A 17,685-nucleotide genomic window follows, 5' to 3' on the forward strand; every position below is an offset into this window, starting at 1 on the left:
AAACGCTGTATTTTGCGCTTTTTAAAGAAAATTAACAGCGACCAAAGCAATTAAAGCAGGAACTGCCTGAATATAAATAATCTTTTTGCTGGCAGTCAGACCACCATAAATACCTGCAATCAGTACACAACCTAAAAAGAAATTAGCAATTGATGTTGCAAATGGTGCATCTACCAATAAAGACCAAAACAAACCCGCCGCTAAAAAGCCATTATAAAGACCTTGGTTCTGTGCCATGACTTTGGTGAGTTTTGCTTTTTCGGCATTATTTCCAAAGGCTTTCATGCCATAAGGTTTATCCCACAAAAACATCTCTAACACTAAAATATAGACATGTAATATTGCGATAAGCGCAATGAATATTTGCCCGATCATACAATTTTCCTTTTTATTTTAAAGATATGAAAAAAGATCAGTCTCTCGACTGATCTTTTAATGTGTTACGGTTTTAACAACACTTTGCCTTGACGAGCACCTTGCGTTGCTCTTTGAGCGGCAGTTTTAATCTCATCAAAACTAAATACACCTTCTACAGGCAGAATTAATTTTTTCTGAGTCGCTAGTGTCAGCAGCTCAACGATCAGTTCCTTTTTACGAGCTGCTGGCATTTCTTTATTGACCACACTCGCCCAGAAACCTTTTACTGTCGCTTGTTTGAAAATCAAATCGCCCGATGAAATCTGCATGGTTTCGCCAGTCATACTGCCAAACGAAACGAGCAGGCTATTTTCACTGAGTAAATTCAGCATTTCACCACTTGCTGTTCCACCAATCGAGTCCACACCAGCAATAAGAGGTTGGTCACCATGAATTTGTTCAACTTGCTCTTTCCAATTCGGCTGATCAGTCGCAACAACATGTTTAATACCTAATGCTTGCATTTCAGCAATTGCATCAGTACGACGGACCAGATTAATCACAGGTAAACCACGAGCCTGCGCAATCATGGCAACTGTTTTACCTACTGCACCATTCGCTGTGTTTTGAATGAGCCATTGACCCGGTTGAACGTTAACAAAGTCGAGTAGCATGAGGGCACTAATTGGCATACCAATCAGCTGTGCTGCTGTTTCATCATCAATTTCATTATTGAGTGGAATAAGCCCTTGTGCTGGTGCAATAAAGTATTCAGCCCAACTGCCATGCACAGCCGCAACTGCAATACGTTGCCCTACCTGTACATGAGTAACGCCTTCGCCCAACGCATCAACAATACCAACTGCCTCACTGCCACCAATCGCAGGTAAGGTTGGTTTATAGCCATAACTTCCGCGTACTGTCCATACATCATGATTATGAATTGGAGACATGATAGTTTTAATACGCACTTCGCCTGCTTTTGGTTCTGGCTTAGGCATATCCGCCTGCTCTAAAACGTCTACAGGCTCGCCAAAATTACCATGGATAATACTTCGCATTCTTTACTCCTCTATCGGTTTTATGAGTTGTTGGGTCGTTTCTAAAGCTAGATGTAGATGTGCTTTGTCTTGCGACAATTTTGTGAGTAAAGCAGCACCTAACCATAACTGATACATGACTTGCGCAGTTTTTAAAGGCTCAATATGTTTTGGAATTGATCCTTCTTGTTGCCCTTCTTTGAGTAGCAAAGCCAAACGTTGCGTTAGTTTGTGCACGCCATCATTGAGAATTTGACGCATGTCTTCTGACAAGTCAGAAACCTCTGCCGCCAACTTCACAATCAGACAGTTTTCAGCCCAACTACCGTTTACAGGATCATCAATCCATGCCTGCCATAAGGCCATTAAACGAGCATGGGCACTTTGCTCACTGCGTTGCCAAAGTTGTTCCATACGAACTTTATAATCAGCCATATATTGCTCGAGCAATGCACAGCCAAATGCCTCTTTCGAAGCAAAGTAGTGATAGAACGAACCTTTGGGTACGTCACAAGCCTTTAAGATTTCTTGTAAACCAACACCAACAAAACCTTTACGTAGTACCAGTTCAAAACTGGTATCTAGAATGTGTTGTCGTGTAGTCTCACTTTTATTTAATCGTTTCATGCAAACATCATAAACAACTATTAGACCAGTCGTCTAGTAAAGTTATGTTGCTGGTTAAAATTTGCTTAGAGTAGAAATCTGAAGTGAGGAATGTTAAAAATACAACCTGCTTAATTAAACAAATTTTGTCGATTGTCGTTTAACCGTCACAATTTGTCGCTTTAAATCATTTTGTACCACTTGAACAATTTTAAATCGTTATCATATATAGGGTCTGTTGTTTATAACCAGTCACACCTCTCTGCGACTAAGCAATCAGCACCTAAATTTTCATCAATATATAATTGAGATGTTTTATGAGCCAAAGTCATATCCGTATTCGAGGCGCACGTACCCATAATTTAAAAAATGTGTCTCTCGATATTCCACGCGACAAATTTGTGGTAATTACGGGGTTATCAGGTTCAGGAAAATCTTCTCTTGCCTTCGATACCCTGTATGCCGAAGGACAACGCCGTTACGTCGAATCGCTTTCAGCATATGCCCGTCAGTTTTTATCTCAAATGGAAAAGCCTGAAGTCGACTCGATTGAAGGTTTATCGCCAGCGATTGCCATTGAGCAAAAATCTACCAGCCATAACCCACGTTCAACGGTTGGTACGATTACCGAAATTTATGACTATTTGCGTTTGCTTTATGCACGTGTTGGTACCCCTTACTGCCCTGAACATGACTTACCAATGGTTGCGCAAACTGTTTCTGAAATGGTCGATGCGGTAAAAACGCTTGAAGAAGGCACAGCACTTATGTTGCTTGCCCCTGTCGTTCGTGAGCGTAAAGGTGAGTACAGTAACCTGTTCGAACAACTACAAGGCCAAGGTTTTGTTCGTGCCCGTGTGGATGGCGAAATCATTGATATTGATACACCACCAGAACTCGACAAAAAGAAAAAACATACCATTGAAGTTGTAGTTGACCGCTTTAAAGTACGTGAAGACTTAGGTAACCGTATTGCAGAATCATTTGAAACCGCACTACGTTTAGGTGGCGATATTGCAGTTTTATCATGGATGAATGGCGAACACCCAGATCGCGTCTTTTCTGCAAAACACTCGTGTCCTGAATGTGATCGCGCTGTCGCAGAGCTTGAGCCACGTTTGTTTTCATTTAACAACCCGTTCGGTGCCTGCCCTGTTTGTGATGGTTTAGGTACACGCAGTCATTTTAGTTCTGAAAAGCTCATTCCAAATCCTGACCTTGCAATTAGTGAAGGGGCTATTCGTGGATGGGATCGTCAGCGTCCATATTATTATTCGATGCTGCAAAAAGTTGCCGATCATTTTGGTTTAAAACTTGATACGCCTTGGAATCAGCTAGATAAAGATACTCAAAAGAAATTCTTACAAGGTACGGGCAAAGAAAAAGTTGATTTAAGCTATATCGACGAACGTGGCCGCAAACACACTCGCGTGCAACCATTTGAAGGAATTTTGCCGCACCTTGAACGTCGTTACCGTGAAACTGAAAGTAACTATGTACGTGATGATTTAGCTCAGTACCTTTCTAATGCAGCGTGTGATGCATGTGATGGTTCACGTCTTAATGAAATTTCACGTCATGTTCGTGTGAAAGACAAAACCATTGCTGACATTACCCGCATGTCGATTGGTGATGCTGAAAGCTACTATCAAGGCTTAAACCTTGAAGGTGCTAAAGGCGAAATCGCAGATAAAATCTTTAAAGAGATTCGAGAGCGTTTACATTTCTTGGTGAGTGTTGGACTGAATTATTTAAGTCTGGCTCGCTCTGCAGAAACCTTATCTGGTGGTGAAGCGCAGCGTATCCGTCTAGCTTCGCAGATTGGTGCAGGTTTAATGGGCGTCATGTATGTGCTCGATGAACCATCAATTGGTCTACATCAACGCGATAACGACCGTTTATTACAAACCCTGATTCGCTTACGTGATTTAGGTAACACGGTATTAGTCGTTGAACACGATGAAGATGCAATCCGTGCTGCTGATCATATTATTGATATCGGTCCAGGTGCCGGTGTACACGGCGGTGTAATTATTGCTGAAGGTACTTATGATGAGTTGGCTAAACATGCCGACTCACTTACAGGACAGTATCTTTCTGGCAAACTCAAAATTGAAGTGCCAAAAAAGCGTACTGAATCACCACGTCCAGATGAAGTCATCAAACTTTCAGGTGCAGCAGGTCATAATTTAAAAAATGTCGATTTAACGATTCCGCTCGGCATTATGACTTGTGTGACTGGCGTTTCAGGTTCAGGTAAGTCAACGCTGATTAACCGTACTTTGCTTCCATTAGCAGCAACCCAACTCAATGGCGCAACAACTTTAACCGCTGAAAAGTTTGACTCGATTGATGGACTTCAACATCTAGATAAAGTTGTTGATATTGACCAAAGCCCGATTGGCCGTACACCGCGTTCTAACCCAGCGACTTATACAGGGTTATTTACGCCAATCCGTGAGTTATTTGCTCAAACCCCAGAGGCAAAAGCACGTGGTTATAGTGCTGGTCGTTTCTCGTTTAACGTAAAAGGCGGACGCTGCGAAGCGTGTGAAGGCGACGGTATGATCAAAGTCGCAATGCACTTCCTACCAGATATGTATGTGCCATGCGATGCGTGTCATGGCAAACGTTATAACCGTGAAACGCTTGAAGTCGGCTATAAAGGCAAAAACATTTCTGATGTTTTAGAAATGACTGTTGAAGATGCTGCTGAGTTCTTTAGTGCCATTCCAGTCATCCACCGCCGCTTAGAAACCTTAACTCAGGTGGGCTTAGGCTATATTCGTTTAGGTCAAGCTGCTACCACTCTCTCTGGTGGTGAGGCACAACGTGTAAAACTCGCACGTGAGTTAGCAAAACGAGATACGGGTAAAACTTTATATATCTTGGATGAACCAACAACAGGTCTACATTTCCATGATATTGCCAAGTTACTCGATATTTTGCATGAGCTACGTAACAAGGGTAATACCATTGTGGTGATTGAACATAACCTTGATGTGATTAAAACAGCAGACTGGGTTGTCGACTTAGGTCCAGAAGGTGGTTCGGGCGGTGGTATGATCATTGCCGAAGGTACACCTGAACAAGTGGCAGAAGTTGAGATTTCTCATACTGGACGCTTCTTAAAACCGATGTTGAAGTAATTTATTAAATAAAAAGCCGGAAATTATTTCCGGCTTTTTTACCCCTCAACTGCATTCCGTCCTCGGGCCTTTGCTCTTAAAAGTGAACGGTCAGCTTTCTCTAAAAGATCTATCCAACTCGACGCGCCTATGGCAAAACCAATACTGACAGAGACATGCAATTTTTCATCTGAACCAGATAAACAAATTTCTTCTAAAGAAATCGCAATCCGAATTTTCTCTGCTAAAAGACGAGCATCTATAAATTGCACCTGTTCTAGCAATATTAAAAATTCATCTCCCCCATAACGAACAATTAAATCCGAACTTCGAATATTTTGCTTTAATTGCTCGGCAATACTGACAATGACGCGATCACCTACAATATGCCCATATTGGTCGTTCACCTGTTTAAAACGATCAATATCAATAATCATTAAACAGGTCTGCGTAAATTTTTGAGGGTAACTTTCAACAATTTTTAAATATTCAGATAAAGCTAAACGATTGGAGACTCCGGTGAGTGGATCAGTATTGGCAATATTCTTTAACTGAAATTCAAAAGCGTCCCGTTGTTGCAACATACGTTGTAATCGGTCAATTGCTTCGAATAAGGAAAAAAATTCACCTTTGGTGGCGACATTCATCTCATCTTTACAATGATCAGAACTATGCGATAAATCTAAAATTAAAGTTCTCGCTTTAATTAAAGGCGAAAATACTCGTCTTTGCGCATATATCAGAGTAAGTAATGCAGTGGCCAAAGAAATTAGAGAAATAAATAAAGTTAAAAAGAAACCATTTCGAGCAATTGCATTTTCTTGAGTGGCAATGACTACACTCTCATTAAGAATATAACTCTGCAAATCAACCACCGTAGTAAATTTGCCTACGATTGCTTCAGTTAACTGTGTACCACTTAAAAAATATGGTTCGCCCTTTTGACTTTCTTCTAATAGCCTTTCTACAATCGGTATACCCTGGTCTATAAACTCTGCTTTCACTCTAGAATATAAGCGACGGTATTCTGGAGTTTTTGCCTGTTCAGGCTGTAAGGTATCGACCAAAATCCATAAATATCTAGCTTGATGTTGAGTTTGTAATGAACGTGCACGATTATTACTTGGAATCTCTTCATTAAAACTGACGGGAGCAATAATGTTAGATGCCATACGCCCAGCCTGATCACGCATATCAGTCAGCACAATAATAAGCGTAAAATAATTAGAAATGCGGCTGTCTTTACTTTTTAACTGCAACATTAGTTTTTGCAGTATTTCCCTACAATTATCCCATGCGCCAAACATTCCTAAAATGGCATTATCCAGTTGAACAGAAGTTCTTGCTGTATATGGAGTTTCACCGTAATAATCAACGACACGTCGGGCTTGTCTAAGATTTTCTTTAAAATTGGTTTGGAGCTCATTGGCTAAGGAAACATAACCAGCTTGTTTTAAAATTAAAATGCTTGTATCAATTTGCGCATCAACGATTAAACGAAACTTTTTTAGTTCTTGCTGATTTTTTACCAAATCATGAGGACCACTCGACATCATTTTATTAGCAGGAGCACGTTCCTTAGAAACTTTATAGGCAATATCGGCTACTGCTCTTAAACTTTTTATTTCAGCTAGGGCTTGTCTAGTTTTTATATAATCCTGATAGCTTCCCACAATAAGAGGTACTGCCATGAATAATAAGGATAAAATAATAACCAGCATAAAAAAGAACAGTCGATTACTAATATGCTCTGAACGTAATCCTGACATTTCTAGCTGGTACTCCGTAAATGTCCTGCCATTTTTAATACGATATAAATTAGGCTTAAATCCATCCTAGCATTTTAATAACTAAAATTTCATCATTAACCCCTTCATTTCTTTTTTAATAATTATACGATCCCTAAATTTTGTCAGCTTAAATAACAAATGAATCGAAAAATTGAATGCTTTTTATAAAAAAACTCTATTTTACAGATTAAAGATTTTTAATCATGATAGTAAAAACAGTATTTACTTGTCCTCTTGGATGCCTCTCCCAGCATCCACTGCCCAGCTTTAAGCTGGGCTCTTTTTGGCCTCTTATTTTTTCAATAAAATTCACATAACTCTTATTTTAATTTTTAGATTTTCTTACAGATAAAAAAAAGCTCAACCTTGGGGAAAGCTGAGCTCGTAAAATCTGATGTGTTCTACACATCGTATCTGGGCAAGCACTTTAAATCCTAAAAAACGTTAGGCAGTGAACTTTGCAATCGAATTATGTGATTTACTTCTACCTTTGTAAAGTTGATTAAATTAATCAGGATTAAAATTTTAATCGTTTTTTCAACTTAAAATAGAGATTTCTTTTATTTTATTCACTTATATAATAATTAAGAATAGTTAAATTTTTTAGTTAAACTAATCCAAATATTGTTAACTATTCCTCAAAATAAAACGAATTTGACAATAAAATGGCGATTTTTTATTCATATTGTAAACACAGCTATATTTTTGTGAATGTTAAAACCGATTAATGCAATCTATTTTTCCAATCACAATTGTAATATCTTTTTAACATTTACTTCTTAATTCTTAATGAAATATAATTATTAGCTTATTGTAAATGTTCATTTTTTTATCAGGTTGACAAACCACTTTTCATTTGATTAGTTTTTCACCAATTTTAACATAAGTGTCAAATATCTTTAACATTACCTTTTCTAGATTATTGACTTCATAAATTGTTACAATACAATGACCCCAGCTTTATCTCTTGTTAATGCTGGAAATGATTATGAAAAAACTTGGTTTAGCCACTGCTGTATTATTAGCCATGACCGGTGCTCATGCTTATCAATTTGAAGTTCAAGGTCAATCTGAATATGTTGACACAACTGCAAACGATAAAAACTTCACTGGTACTGCTCAAGGTACTTATTACCTAAAAAATGTAGATGCTTCTAAAGGTCCTTTAGCTGAAGCAGCTTTCTTAAACCAAGCATCTAACGTTTCTGTTGCTTATAACTATATCAAATATGATGAGAAAGACACTGTAAACGTTGAATCTCATACTTATGGTGTTAAGGGTGAAGCATACCTTCCAACTCCTTACTTACCAGTTTATGCTAGCGCATCTTACAATCATACTATCAATGATTATAAAGATGGCGAAAGCGATGACAATGGTGACCGTTATGCATTAGAAGCTGGTGCAATGTTGCTACCTAACTTCTTAGTTGCTGTTGGTTATACAAGTGTAGCTGACCAAGAATCATTGGATGCTTTTGGCGTTAATAAATACGGTATCGTTAAAGCAGTTGGTGAATCAGCAGCTATTGCTGACAAACAAGATGCTGTAACTGCTCGTACTAAATATGTTGGCAACATCGATGGCACTAACATGGCTATTGGTTTTGAAGCATTTGGTGTATTTGCTGAAGACAATGCTTACGGCATGAAAACTGATCTTTTCGTAACTCCTAAGTTAAGTGTTGGTGCATCTTTTGCTGATGTGTCTGCATTTGATTCTGGTTACGATCATGTTTGGGGTGGTCACACTCAATACTTCATCACTCCTGCTGTAGCAGTTGGTGCTGACTTCGTTAAAGCAAATGCGAAAGATGGCAACCAACGTGATACACAAACTATCGGCTTAAATGCTAAATTCCGTTTCTAATTTAGAAATCGAATTAAAAAAGGACTCAATTGAGTCCTTTTTTTTACAGCTACATATTAACTTCGTACAATATTTAAGAAATATAAATGGCGTTCATACTGATCGATAATGTCTTGAATTAAATCTTCTTGAGTCCAATCCATTACATCATAGTTCTGTCCACCTTCTCTTAAAAACACTTCAGCTTGGAAATATTGCCCGTCTTCGGCTTCAGTACGCCCAATTAAAAAACTTGGTGGCACTGTTTCACGTGAAACAACTTTATAAATAAAATTAATTTCATTGTGATGATCGACTCGAAGTTGCATCCCATCCTCAAGTTGAGTAATTGAAACTTCTAAATGACGGCGTCTAAATTCATGTTTGATATTTTCAAATGCACGAGCCACTTGTTTTTCGATATATTCCCTTACCTCTTCTTCACTATGAGGATAGTGCATGATTAAACCTAGCCGCTGTTGCCAGCTTCTTGGATTATGAATAGCACGTGGGGTAATTCGAGCTTCCTGAATTGCTTGCATTTTCGTGACATCAAGATGCAATGCTTTTATTAATCCCCAACTCATGAACAGCATAACCACAGTAAACGGTAATGCGCTCATAATGATTGAAGATTGAAGTGCAGCCAAACCACCGACTAACAATAAAATAATGGCGAGTACAGCCATCAGTACTGTCCAGAACAAACGCTGCCAAGTTGGTGAATTTTCAGTTTTTGCAGTTAAGTAGTCCGTTACCAATGCTCCCGAGTCAGCAGAGGTCACAAAGAATAAAACCACTAAAATGGTAGCCAGAATATTCATGACACCTGACCACGGCAAATGCCCTAAAAACTCAAATAGTGCAACTGATGAGTCCTGCTGAACAGCCTGAATGAGAGTGGTTTGATGTTCATGAATAATGCTAAATAATGCAGCGTTTCCTAAAAAGCCCATCCAGATAATGGTAAAGCCTGTCGGGATGAGGAGAACCCCTACAATAAATTCTCGAATGGTACGACCACGTGAAACCCTTGCGATAAACATACCCACAAATGGCGACCAAGAAATCCACCAAGCCCAGTACAAAATTGTCCAACCACCAATCCATCCATTTGGCTGATAAGCATATAAATTGAATGTCATGGTAAAAAGATTAGAGATATATTGCCCAGTGTTTTGAATAGTGGTTTGGAGTAAATAGATACTTGGACCAGCAATAAAAACAAAGGCTAATAATATTAAAGCTAAGACTAAGTTTAGCTCTGATAAGCGTTTAACCCCTTTATCTAGACCTAAGAACACAGACAAGGAAGCTAAAATGCTCACAAAAATAATGAGTAATACTTGAATATGGGTGCTTTGCTCGACACCGAACAAATAATGTAAACCAGAGTTAATCTGGGTAACGCCAAACCCGAGAGAAGTTGCTACACCAAATACCGTACCAATAGTTGCGAATATATCGATGCTATCGCCCCAAGGCCCATAAATCTTTTTACCAATGAGCGGATAGAGTGCCGAACGGGTCTTTAAGGGTAAATTATGTCGATAAGCAAAATAAGCTAAAGATAGTCCCACTAATGCATAAATTGCCCAAGCATGTAAGCCCCAGTGGAAGAAGGTCACCCTTAATGCTTGCTGTGCTGCCTCAATAGTCTGAGCATCTCCACTTGGTGGATTAACATAATGCATGACAGGTTCGGCAACCCCGAAGAACATGAGACCGATACCCATCCCTGCTGTAAACAGCATGGCAAACCAAGACCCATTATTGTATTCAGGCTGACTATGTTCAGGTCCTAATTTAATTCGACCTATTGATGAACAGGCGATATAAATCAATAAAATGAGAAAGAAGGCAACGGATAAAACATAGAACCAGCTAAATGAATCGGTAATCCATTGTTTTAATTGCTGCGTTAGAAGTTCAAAAGAACTCGGGGCGATCACAACAACTGCCAAGAACAAAGCAATAATAATGACCGTACCAAAAAATACGTTAGGATTAACGTTTGCGAACCAACCTGGTTGTTTGGAAGGCATAACTCCTCCATGTTATTTTAATGAAAAGTGATAGGCATAAAGCCAATAAAGACATTCACAGAATGAACAAAGTTAAATCTTTCAATAGAGAAAGCCGATAATACTTTAAATAAACTTAAATAATATTGCAGTTACAAAGGTGTAAAAAATTAAAACACCTTCTCCTTTATTTGTCAGAATCCTTCTTTGTTGGATGGGCAATGTACTGTAGAGCAATTAAGCGTGTGACAATCAAAGCGAGATACATCACACCACAAAACATTTGTAGCATGGCCAAAACACGTGCTGGTGGACTAAGCGGCATTAAATCAGATAAGCCTGTTGCTGACTGTAAGCTAAAGCTCAGGAACAGTAGATCTAACCACGTCTGGAAATGATGAGCATTGTTTGGATTTTGGAAGCTCGCAGGAATCAATAACTGACAAATGTTGTAGAGGAATGCAAAGCCCCAAGCAAGCAAAGTAAAAACTGCAGCAGCTGCAAATAATTCATCTCTTGTTAAGTATCGATCAGCAAACATATAACGAAATAAACCGTAAGCAGCCGAAAAGTAAGCTAGCGCTTCACAACTATGAGCAAATATCTGGATCGTTAAATTGCTATAGCCCAATAAAATAAAGACTGAGGATATAATCGCTCCACTGACAAAAGTTAATCCCAGAAAAGTAAACATTGGGGTTTGACGAATGACCTTGGCAATAATAAGTAAGGCAAGCACTCCTAAAGCCCACGTTAGGGTCCGGTAAAACACATCATGAAAAGTGAGCATGGCCAAAATGAGTAGGATAAATTGCACAAGCAGCAACCATGCAGAAGGTAGCAGTCGAAAGCTCGCCCAGAAGTCCATAATAGATCGCATTTAATTATTTTCCTTTTTCATTATGTTTTTAATTATAAGAAATCATACTGTACAAAAAATAGGACAAACAAGTTGTTCTTTATTAAAGAGCTTCTTTCACTTTAATGTATCCGATCAACAAAAAAAGCCCCGCAGGGCTTTTAATGAGATAGATATTTAATCCAGTTTGATTTTAGTGATCTGAGGCACCAGAAGCACCGATACCTGTCATTGAACGAACGTATTGGGCATCGAATGCAGCACGCTCTTTTTTAGCACGTGCAGAGTTGTCAGTCACCGAGAAGAACCAACAGCAAAGGAATGACAATGGCATCGCAAATAATGCAGGACCATTGAATGGGTTAACTGGAGTATCAGAGATTTTTAAAGTATCTACCCAAACCGCTTTAGACAGAACAATAAGTACTACAGCTGTTACAAGACCAACCACACCACCGATAACTGCACCACGAGTGGTTAAACCTTTCCAGAACATTGAAAGAACAAGAATCGGGAAGTTTGCACAACATGCCACAGAGAATGCTAAGCCCACCATGAATGCTACGTTTTGTTTTTCAAACAAGATACCCAAAATCATGGCAAAGATTGCTAAACCAAGTGTCGCAATTTTTGACATACGAAGTTCTGAAGCTGGAGTCGTTTGACCTTTCTTGAATACGTTAGCGTATAAGTCATGTGAGATTGCAGATGCACCTGAAAGTGTTAAACCAGCAACAACAGCAAGAATCGTTGCGAACGCTACTGCTGAAATGAAGCCCATGAATAAGTCACCGCCTAAAGCGTCACTTAAATGCACGGCTGCCATGTTGTTACCACCAACAAGTTCAAGCTTGCCTGATACTGCCATTTTTGCAACATCAAGGAATTGAGGGTTGTTTGATACGAAAAGAATCGCACCGAAACCAATAATGAAAGTTAAAAGATAGAAGTAACCAATGAAACCTGTCGCAACCACAACCGATTTACGCGCTTCTTTTGCATCTTTTACAGTGAAGAAACGCATAAGAATATGTGGAAGACCCGCTGTACCAAACATGAGTGCCAAGCCAAGAGACAATGCATCAATCGGGTTTGCGGCAAGTTTACCCGGACCCATAATTTTTGCAGCTTCTTCAAAGCTTACACTGTGGACTTTACTGAATACTTCAATTGATTGAGTGAACATGTTGCTGAAGCTAAAACCAACCGCTTTCATCACCATGAATGCCATGAAAGTCGCACCACTAAGTAACATAACCGCTTTAATGATCTGTACCCATGTCGTTGCCAACATGCCACCAAAAATTACGTATGCCATCATTAATAGACCAACGATGACAACAGCGATGTTATAGTTCAAACCAAATAGTAATTTGATGAGCTGACCCGCGCCTACCATTTGAGCGATCAAGTAGAATGCCACAACCACAAGCGAGCTCAAGGCAGCTAAGGTACGGACTGGTTTTTCTTCGAGACGGAATGACACTACATCTGAAAGGTTGTATTTACCGAGATTACGTAAACGCTCTGCAACCAAGAATAAAACGATTGGCCAACCTACCATAAACCCAAGAGAATAAAGTAAGCCATCAAAACCCGAACTAAACACCATCGCGGAAATACCGAGGAAAGATGCAGCTGACATATAGTCACCGGCAATTGCCAATCCGTTTTGGAAACCGCTGATTCCGCCCCCTGCGGTATAGAAATCTTGTGCTGATTGAGTTTGTTTTGCAGCCCACTTAGTAATAAACAAAGTGAAACCAACAAAGATCAAGAACATAATAATGGCATGCCAGTTGGTGGCTTGCTGTTCGGCTTCACCCAAATCTGGACCAGCCATAGCAACAGTTGAATATAGCGATGCTGCTGCCAATAAGGCTTTCGCTTTTAATGAATTCCATTTCATATTAGTGTAATCCTTTCTCATGCGTGATGGCTTCAACTTCCTTCAACGCTTCTTCACTCAACTGGTCAAGGGTGTTGTTTGCGATATAGGAATACACGCCACACAGTAGGAAAGATAAAACAATAATTCCTAAGCCTAGTGGAATACCCCATGTCGTTACACCACCACTAAATGAACTCATTAAAAATTCTTTGTTGTAGCCAACAAGTAGCATAAAGCCCACATAAAGCACTAACATAATGATTGTGAGCGTCCAGCTTAATGCACTTTTTTTCTTGACCATCTTTTGAAACTTTGGATTGCGTAGAATCTGTTCTACTTGGCTCTGATCCATAACCAAACTCCTTGCCTGTGCCCAACCTTGGTCACTTTTTTAATAGTAGTTTCTCATTATTAAAATTAGCAAAATAACGTGTAATTCGTAACTTAGACTTTGGTCGTTAAAATTTAATCAATTTATAGCTTTGTTTCTGCTTGCGGTATGATAGGCACAAGGTTTTAATCATGTAGGTCATATGAACAGCTGGCTGATTATTGGGGTACTCACTCTTTATATAGCACTCTTATTTATTTGTGCTTTTTTTGGCGAGAAGCATGCTAGCCGCCTGAGTACACGTGGCCGGATGTTCTTGTTTAGTTTGACCTTAGGTGTTTACTGTTCATCTTGGACATTTTATGGTGCAACCGGAGCTGCCGTCCGAGAAGGCGTCATTTTCTTACCTATTTATTTAGGTCCGCTGTTATTTGTTTGGTTTGGTTACGATATCTGGCGACGTTTAGGCCGAGTACGTCAGCACCACGCGATTTCCTCAATTGCCGACTTTGTTGCTGCGCGTTATGGCAAAAGCGGAGTATTGGCATCGCTGGTTACGATCTTGGCAGTTATTGCGATTATTCCCTACCTCGCCCTACAGTTACGCGCAATTGCCTTAAGCACATCTGTCATATTAGAGCAAAATGCTCATATTCATACGACCACCAATAGCGTTTTGCTTTTAACCAGTGTCCTTGCGATCTTAGCCATGATCTTCGGTACAAGGCAGATTGCAAACACTGAGCAGCATGGCGGCCTCATGTTAGCCGTTGCATTTGAATCTTTTGTAAAATTATTCGCCCTAATTTGTGTCGCTTTATTTTTTATTTTTGAAGCACCCGCGAACTTAGTACAAGTTTCGGCCGACGTAAACCAAACCTTCCAAGAAGTACAGTTATTTGGGGTGCCTGAAACTTTCTGGATTCAGACATTATTGGCAGGTCTCGCAATTATCTGTTTACCCCGTCAATTTCATGTGGCTGTTGTCGAATTACGCGATGAAAAGCACATTCGCGGTGCACGTAAATGGTTTGCGGCTTATCTCATTTTAACGATTTTAGCTATTATCCCGATTGCAAGCTGGGCTTTGCATGCAGCGCCAAAATTCCTAACTGTGCCTGATGTGGCAGTACTCTCATTACCATTGAGTTATAACCAAGAATGGTTAGCCCTACTGGCCTTTTTAGGTGGGTTCTCTGCCTCAACAGGCATGTTACTGGTGTCATCAGTTGCATTATCTATCATGCTCAGTAACGACTTGATTATGCCCGCACTCTGGCGTTTTAAGCTGCTATCACGTCACGATAAACATTTACCTAAAGTTCTTAAATTCAGCCGTCGTATTAGTATTGTCGCAGTGATGCTACTTGGCTTTTTATTCTTCCATTTCTTTAATGATATTAACCAGCTTTCAGTATTTGGTTTATTAGCGTTTAGTGCGGTTGCTCAATTCGCTCCTGCACTGATTGGAGGATTGTATTGGCGAGGCGGAAGCCGTCAAGGTGTCTATGCTGGTCTCATCGTTGGATTTTTAATGTGGAGTTACACATTACTATTTCCAACCATCTTACGTAGTTTGCCGGAAGCCTATCAGGAAACAGCCCAAAGTATTTTGCTTTTTGGCCCTTTGGGAATTAATGCATTACGGCCAGAGTCACTTTTTGGTTTTGAATCATTTGCACCCTTAACGCACGGCGTTATTTGGTCACTTGGTTTAAATATTCTTTTATATATCTGGATTTCTAAACTTTACCGCCCAAGTGTGGCAGAACAAATTCAGGCAGAAAGCTTTTTCTACTATGAAACTAAGCCTTTGCCATCACCACATACTTCTACCGATTTAACTTATTTACCGCACGATGCTGCACGTTTAAAAGTAGGCGATTTATTTGCGCTTGCTAAAAGAATTACAGGTGAGCAACCCACAACTCAAGCATTCGAAAACTTTTGCGAACAAAATCATCTCACGCTCAACCCGAATAGTATCGCCAATGGCATGTGGTGGCGATTCACCGAACAATATCTAGCTGGCATTATCGGCGCAGCCTCTGCCCGTACTTTGCTCACTACAGCAATGATCAATAATGGTCTGGCATTAGGCCAAGTCGCCAATATTTTAGACCAAGCCTCGCAATGGCAACGTTTCAATCAAAACTTGCTGATGACCATGATTGACCACATGACTCAAGGGGTGAGCGTGGTTGATAAAAACATGTGTTTGGTGGCTTGGAATAACCAATATTTAAAACTATTTGGCTACCCAAAAGATTTAGTCTATGTGGGTTGTCCAATTGCCGATCTGATTCGTTATAACGCTGAACGTGGCGAATGCGGCCCCGGTTCAGTCGAAGAACATGTTCGCAAACGTTTACACTGGATGAAAGTCGGAAGTGCACATGAATTTGAACGAATCCGTAAAGATGGACGCGTTATTCAAATGCGCGGTAATCCTATTTCAGGTGGGGGCTTTGTGACTACTTTTGCCGACATTACTGCTTTCCGCGCGAATGAGGCAATACTCGAAGCCCGAGTAAAAGATCGAACCCAACAACTTGCCGACGCTTTAACCGAACAACAGCTTGCGCGCGAACAAGCCGATATGGCCAATATGTCTAAAAGCCGATTTATTGCAGCAGCCAGTCATGACTTATTGCAACCCATGCATGCTGCTCGCCTGTTTAGCACAGTTCTGGAACAAAGCATTGCAACTGAAGAAGACCGTCAAACTCTACAGCAACTTGACCGTGCTTTGTATGGTGCAGAAAGCATGCTCTCTGCCCTACTCGATATTGCGCGTTTGGAAGGCGGTACCATACAGCCAAAAAGACAGCCTTATCCTCTACACGATTTATTAAGCGATCTTGAACTACAGTTTAAATCGATTGCTGCTCAGCGAAATATTTCACTCAAAGTTCACGATGTATCGTTTTGGATTGACACAGATCCACAGTGGATTCGACGCATTATTCAAAACTTTGTCAGTAATGCTTTGCGTTATACAGCCAAAGGCCGAGTGATTGTGGGGGTATTACGTTCGGCTCAAAAACCTGGTCATATTCGAATTGGGGTCTGGGATACAGGTCCAGGAATTGCCGAAGAACAACGTATTAAACTATTTCAAGAATTCGAACGCTGTGGGCATTTATCACCTTGGGGTGAGCAAGGTCTCGGTTTAGGTCTCGCGATTGTGCAACGCATGACAGGTTTGTTGAATTATCCAGTCCATGTGTACTCAAAGCTTGATAAAGGCTCCTGCTTTATGATTGAGGTTCCAGTGGTAGAGGCTCCAAAAGTGGTAATCCCAACCGTACAAGCAGTACCTTTAAAAACAAAAGCCTATCGGATTTTATGTTTAGACAATGATGAAACTATTCTTGAGGGCATGAGTAGCTTATTAGGTCGATGGGGATATGAGGTTTTTAAAGCCACGGAACCTGAACAAGCACTTGAGATTATTCAAAAAGAGAATATTCAGGTCTGGCTTATCGATCAGCATTTAAACAACAACCAACTCGGTGTCGATTTTATTTTGCAAAATCGTCAACATGATGTTCCTGTTGCTTTAATTACTGCTGACTCTCATCCTGAGTTACCTCAACAATTGAAAGAACTGAATATCGTTTTACTCAAAAAACCGCTTAAACCGGCTTCTCTAAGAGCATGGTTATCGGGACTTAAAATTGCCAGTGAGGTAGATTAAATATTTTCTCTCCCAAACCTTTTGATAAGTTTGGGAGAGATTTTTGGCAAAAATTATTGGTCTAATTTAAGCCAATAGGCAGAACTGCTCAAAAAGTCTACTTTTACCCA

The 17,685-nt window shown here is 39.9% G+C and carries 11 protein-coding genes; 3 read left to right on the plus strand and 8 right to left on the minus strand.

All coding sequences use genetic code 11. The features are described from left to right. Positions 1-21: 21 nt before the first annotated feature. The 3 genes from ACTJJH_RS05595 to ACTJJH_RS05605 all read right to left on the minus strand — a co-directional run bounded on the left by ACTJJH_RS05595 (position 22) and on the right by ACTJJH_RS05605 (position 2,024). Positions 22-375, minus strand: coding sequence for a DUF1304 domain-containing protein (locus ACTJJH_RS05595; RefSeq protein ID WP_227062549.1), 354 nt, complete (start codon positions 373-375; stop codon positions 22-24). A 65-nt stretch (positions 376-440) separates the two neighbouring features. Then, positions 441-1,418 carry a zinc-binding dehydrogenase gene (locus ACTJJH_RS05600; RefSeq protein WP_032036096.1) on the minus strand — a complete coding sequence of 326 codons (978 nt, stop codon included), beginning with the start codon at positions 1,416-1,418 and terminating at the stop codon, positions 441-443. Positions 1,419-1,421: 3 nt separating this feature from the next. Then, positions 1,422-2,024: a TetR/AcrR family transcriptional regulator gene (locus tag ACTJJH_RS05605; protein ID WP_005804456.1), complete on the minus strand. Its 603-nt coding sequence runs from the start codon at positions 2,022-2,024 to the stop codon at positions 1,422-1,424. 296 nt (positions 2,025-2,320) lie between these two features. Here ACTJJH_RS05605 and uvrA point away from each other — a divergent pair, with 296 nt between their 5' ends. Then, a complete protein-coding gene (gene uvrA, locus ACTJJH_RS05610) occupies positions 2,321-5,152 on the plus strand; it encodes an excinuclease ABC subunit UvrA (RefSeq protein ID WP_032057175.1) in 2,832 nt (943 codons plus the stop codon). A gap of 38 nt (positions 5,153-5,190) precedes the next feature. On the opposite strand, the gene ACTJJH_RS05615 is transcribed toward uvrA, so the two are convergent. Continuing rightward, complete coding sequence (locus tag ACTJJH_RS05615) at positions 5,191-6,900, minus strand: GGDEF domain-containing protein (protein ID WP_440600857.1); 1,710 nt, start codon at positions 6,898-6,900, stop codon at positions 5,191-5,193. 1,009 nt (positions 6,901-7,909) lie between these two features. On the opposite strand from ACTJJH_RS05615, the gene omp33-36 reads away from it, so the two are divergent. Then, positions 7,910-8,791: a porin Omp33-36 gene (gene omp33-36, locus ACTJJH_RS05620; RefSeq protein WP_044099812.1), complete on the plus strand. Its 882-nt coding sequence runs from the start codon at positions 7,910-7,912 to the stop codon at positions 8,789-8,791. A gap of 56 nt (positions 8,792-8,847) precedes the next feature. On the opposite strand, the gene ACTJJH_RS05625 is transcribed toward omp33-36, so the two are convergent. The 4 genes from ACTJJH_RS05625 to ACTJJH_RS05640 form a co-directional block, all read right to left on the minus strand. After that, positions 8,848-10,815, minus strand: a complete 1,968-nt coding sequence (locus ACTJJH_RS05625; protein ID WP_440600858.1) for a BCCT family transporter — start codon at positions 10,813-10,815, stop codon at positions 8,848-8,850. Between the two features lie 166 nt (positions 10,816-10,981). Continuing rightward, positions 10,982-11,674 (minus strand): ion channel, encoded by a 693-nt coding sequence (locus tag ACTJJH_RS05630; RefSeq protein WP_002121893.1) that lies wholly within the window; start codon positions 11,672-11,674, stop codon positions 10,982-10,984. 172 nt (positions 11,675-11,846) lie between these two features. Continuing rightward, positions 11,847-13,562, minus strand: a complete 1,716-nt coding sequence (locus ACTJJH_RS05635; protein ID WP_002121878.1) for a cation acetate symporter — start codon at positions 13,560-13,562, stop codon at positions 11,847-11,849. A 1-nt stretch (position 13,563) separates the two neighbouring features. Then, complete coding sequence (locus ACTJJH_RS05640) at positions 13,564-13,896, minus strand: DUF485 domain-containing protein (protein WP_000372818.1); 333 nt, start codon at positions 13,894-13,896, stop codon at positions 13,564-13,566. Positions 13,897-14,077: 181 nt separating this feature from the next. Here ACTJJH_RS05640 and ACTJJH_RS05645 point away from each other — a divergent pair, with 181 nt between their 5' ends. Continuing rightward, entirely contained in the window at positions 14,078-17,575 is a 3,498-nt protein-coding gene (locus tag ACTJJH_RS05645) for a hybrid sensor histidine kinase/response regulator (protein WP_440600859.1), read from the plus strand. The last annotated feature ends 110 nt before the right edge of the window (positions 17,576-17,685 follow it).

The sequence above is a fragment of the Acinetobacter sp. 22301 genome (assembly GCF_052045285.1).
GTDB lineage: Bacteria > Pseudomonadota > Gammaproteobacteria > Pseudomonadales > Moraxellaceae > Acinetobacter > Acinetobacter pittii.

Coding starts and splice junctions, on each gene's coding strand:
- ACTJJH_RS05595 (WP_227062549.1), bottom strand. CDS start 375: ATGATCGGGCAAATATTCATTGCGCTTATCGCAATATTACATGTCTAT.
- ACTJJH_RS05600 (WP_032036096.1), bottom strand. CDS start 1,418: ATGCGAAGTATTATCCATGGTAATTTTGGCGAGCCTGTAGACGTTTTA.
- ACTJJH_RS05605 (WP_005804456.1), bottom strand. CDS start 2,024: ATGAAACGATTAAATAAAAGTGAGACTACACGACAACACATTCTAGAT.
- uvrA (WP_032057175.1), top strand. CDS start 2,321: ATGAGCCAAAGTCATATCCGTATTCGAGGCGCACGTACCCATAATTTA.
- ACTJJH_RS05615 (WP_440600857.1), bottom strand. CDS start 6,900: ATGTCAGGATTACGTTCAGAGCATATTAGTAATCGACTGTTCTTTTTT.
- omp33-36 (WP_044099812.1), top strand. CDS start 7,910: ATGAAAAAACTTGGTTTAGCCACTGCTGTATTATTAGCCATGACCGGT.
- ACTJJH_RS05625 (WP_440600858.1), bottom strand. CDS start 10,815: ATGCCTTCCAAACAACCAGGTTGGTTCGCAAACGTTAATCCTAACGTA.
- ACTJJH_RS05630 (WP_002121893.1), bottom strand. CDS start 11,674: ATGCGATCTATTATGGACTTCTGGGCGAGCTTTCGACTGCTACCTTCT.
- ACTJJH_RS05635 (WP_002121878.1), bottom strand. CDS start 13,562: ATGAAATGGAATTCATTAAAAGCGAAAGCCTTATTGGCAGCAGCATCG.
- ACTJJH_RS05640 (WP_000372818.1), bottom strand. CDS start 13,896: ATGGATCAGAGCCAAGTAGAACAGATTCTACGCAATCCAAAGTTTCAA.
- ACTJJH_RS05645 (WP_440600859.1), top strand. CDS start 14,078: ATGAACAGCTGGCTGATTATTGGGGTACTCACTCTTTATATAGCACTC.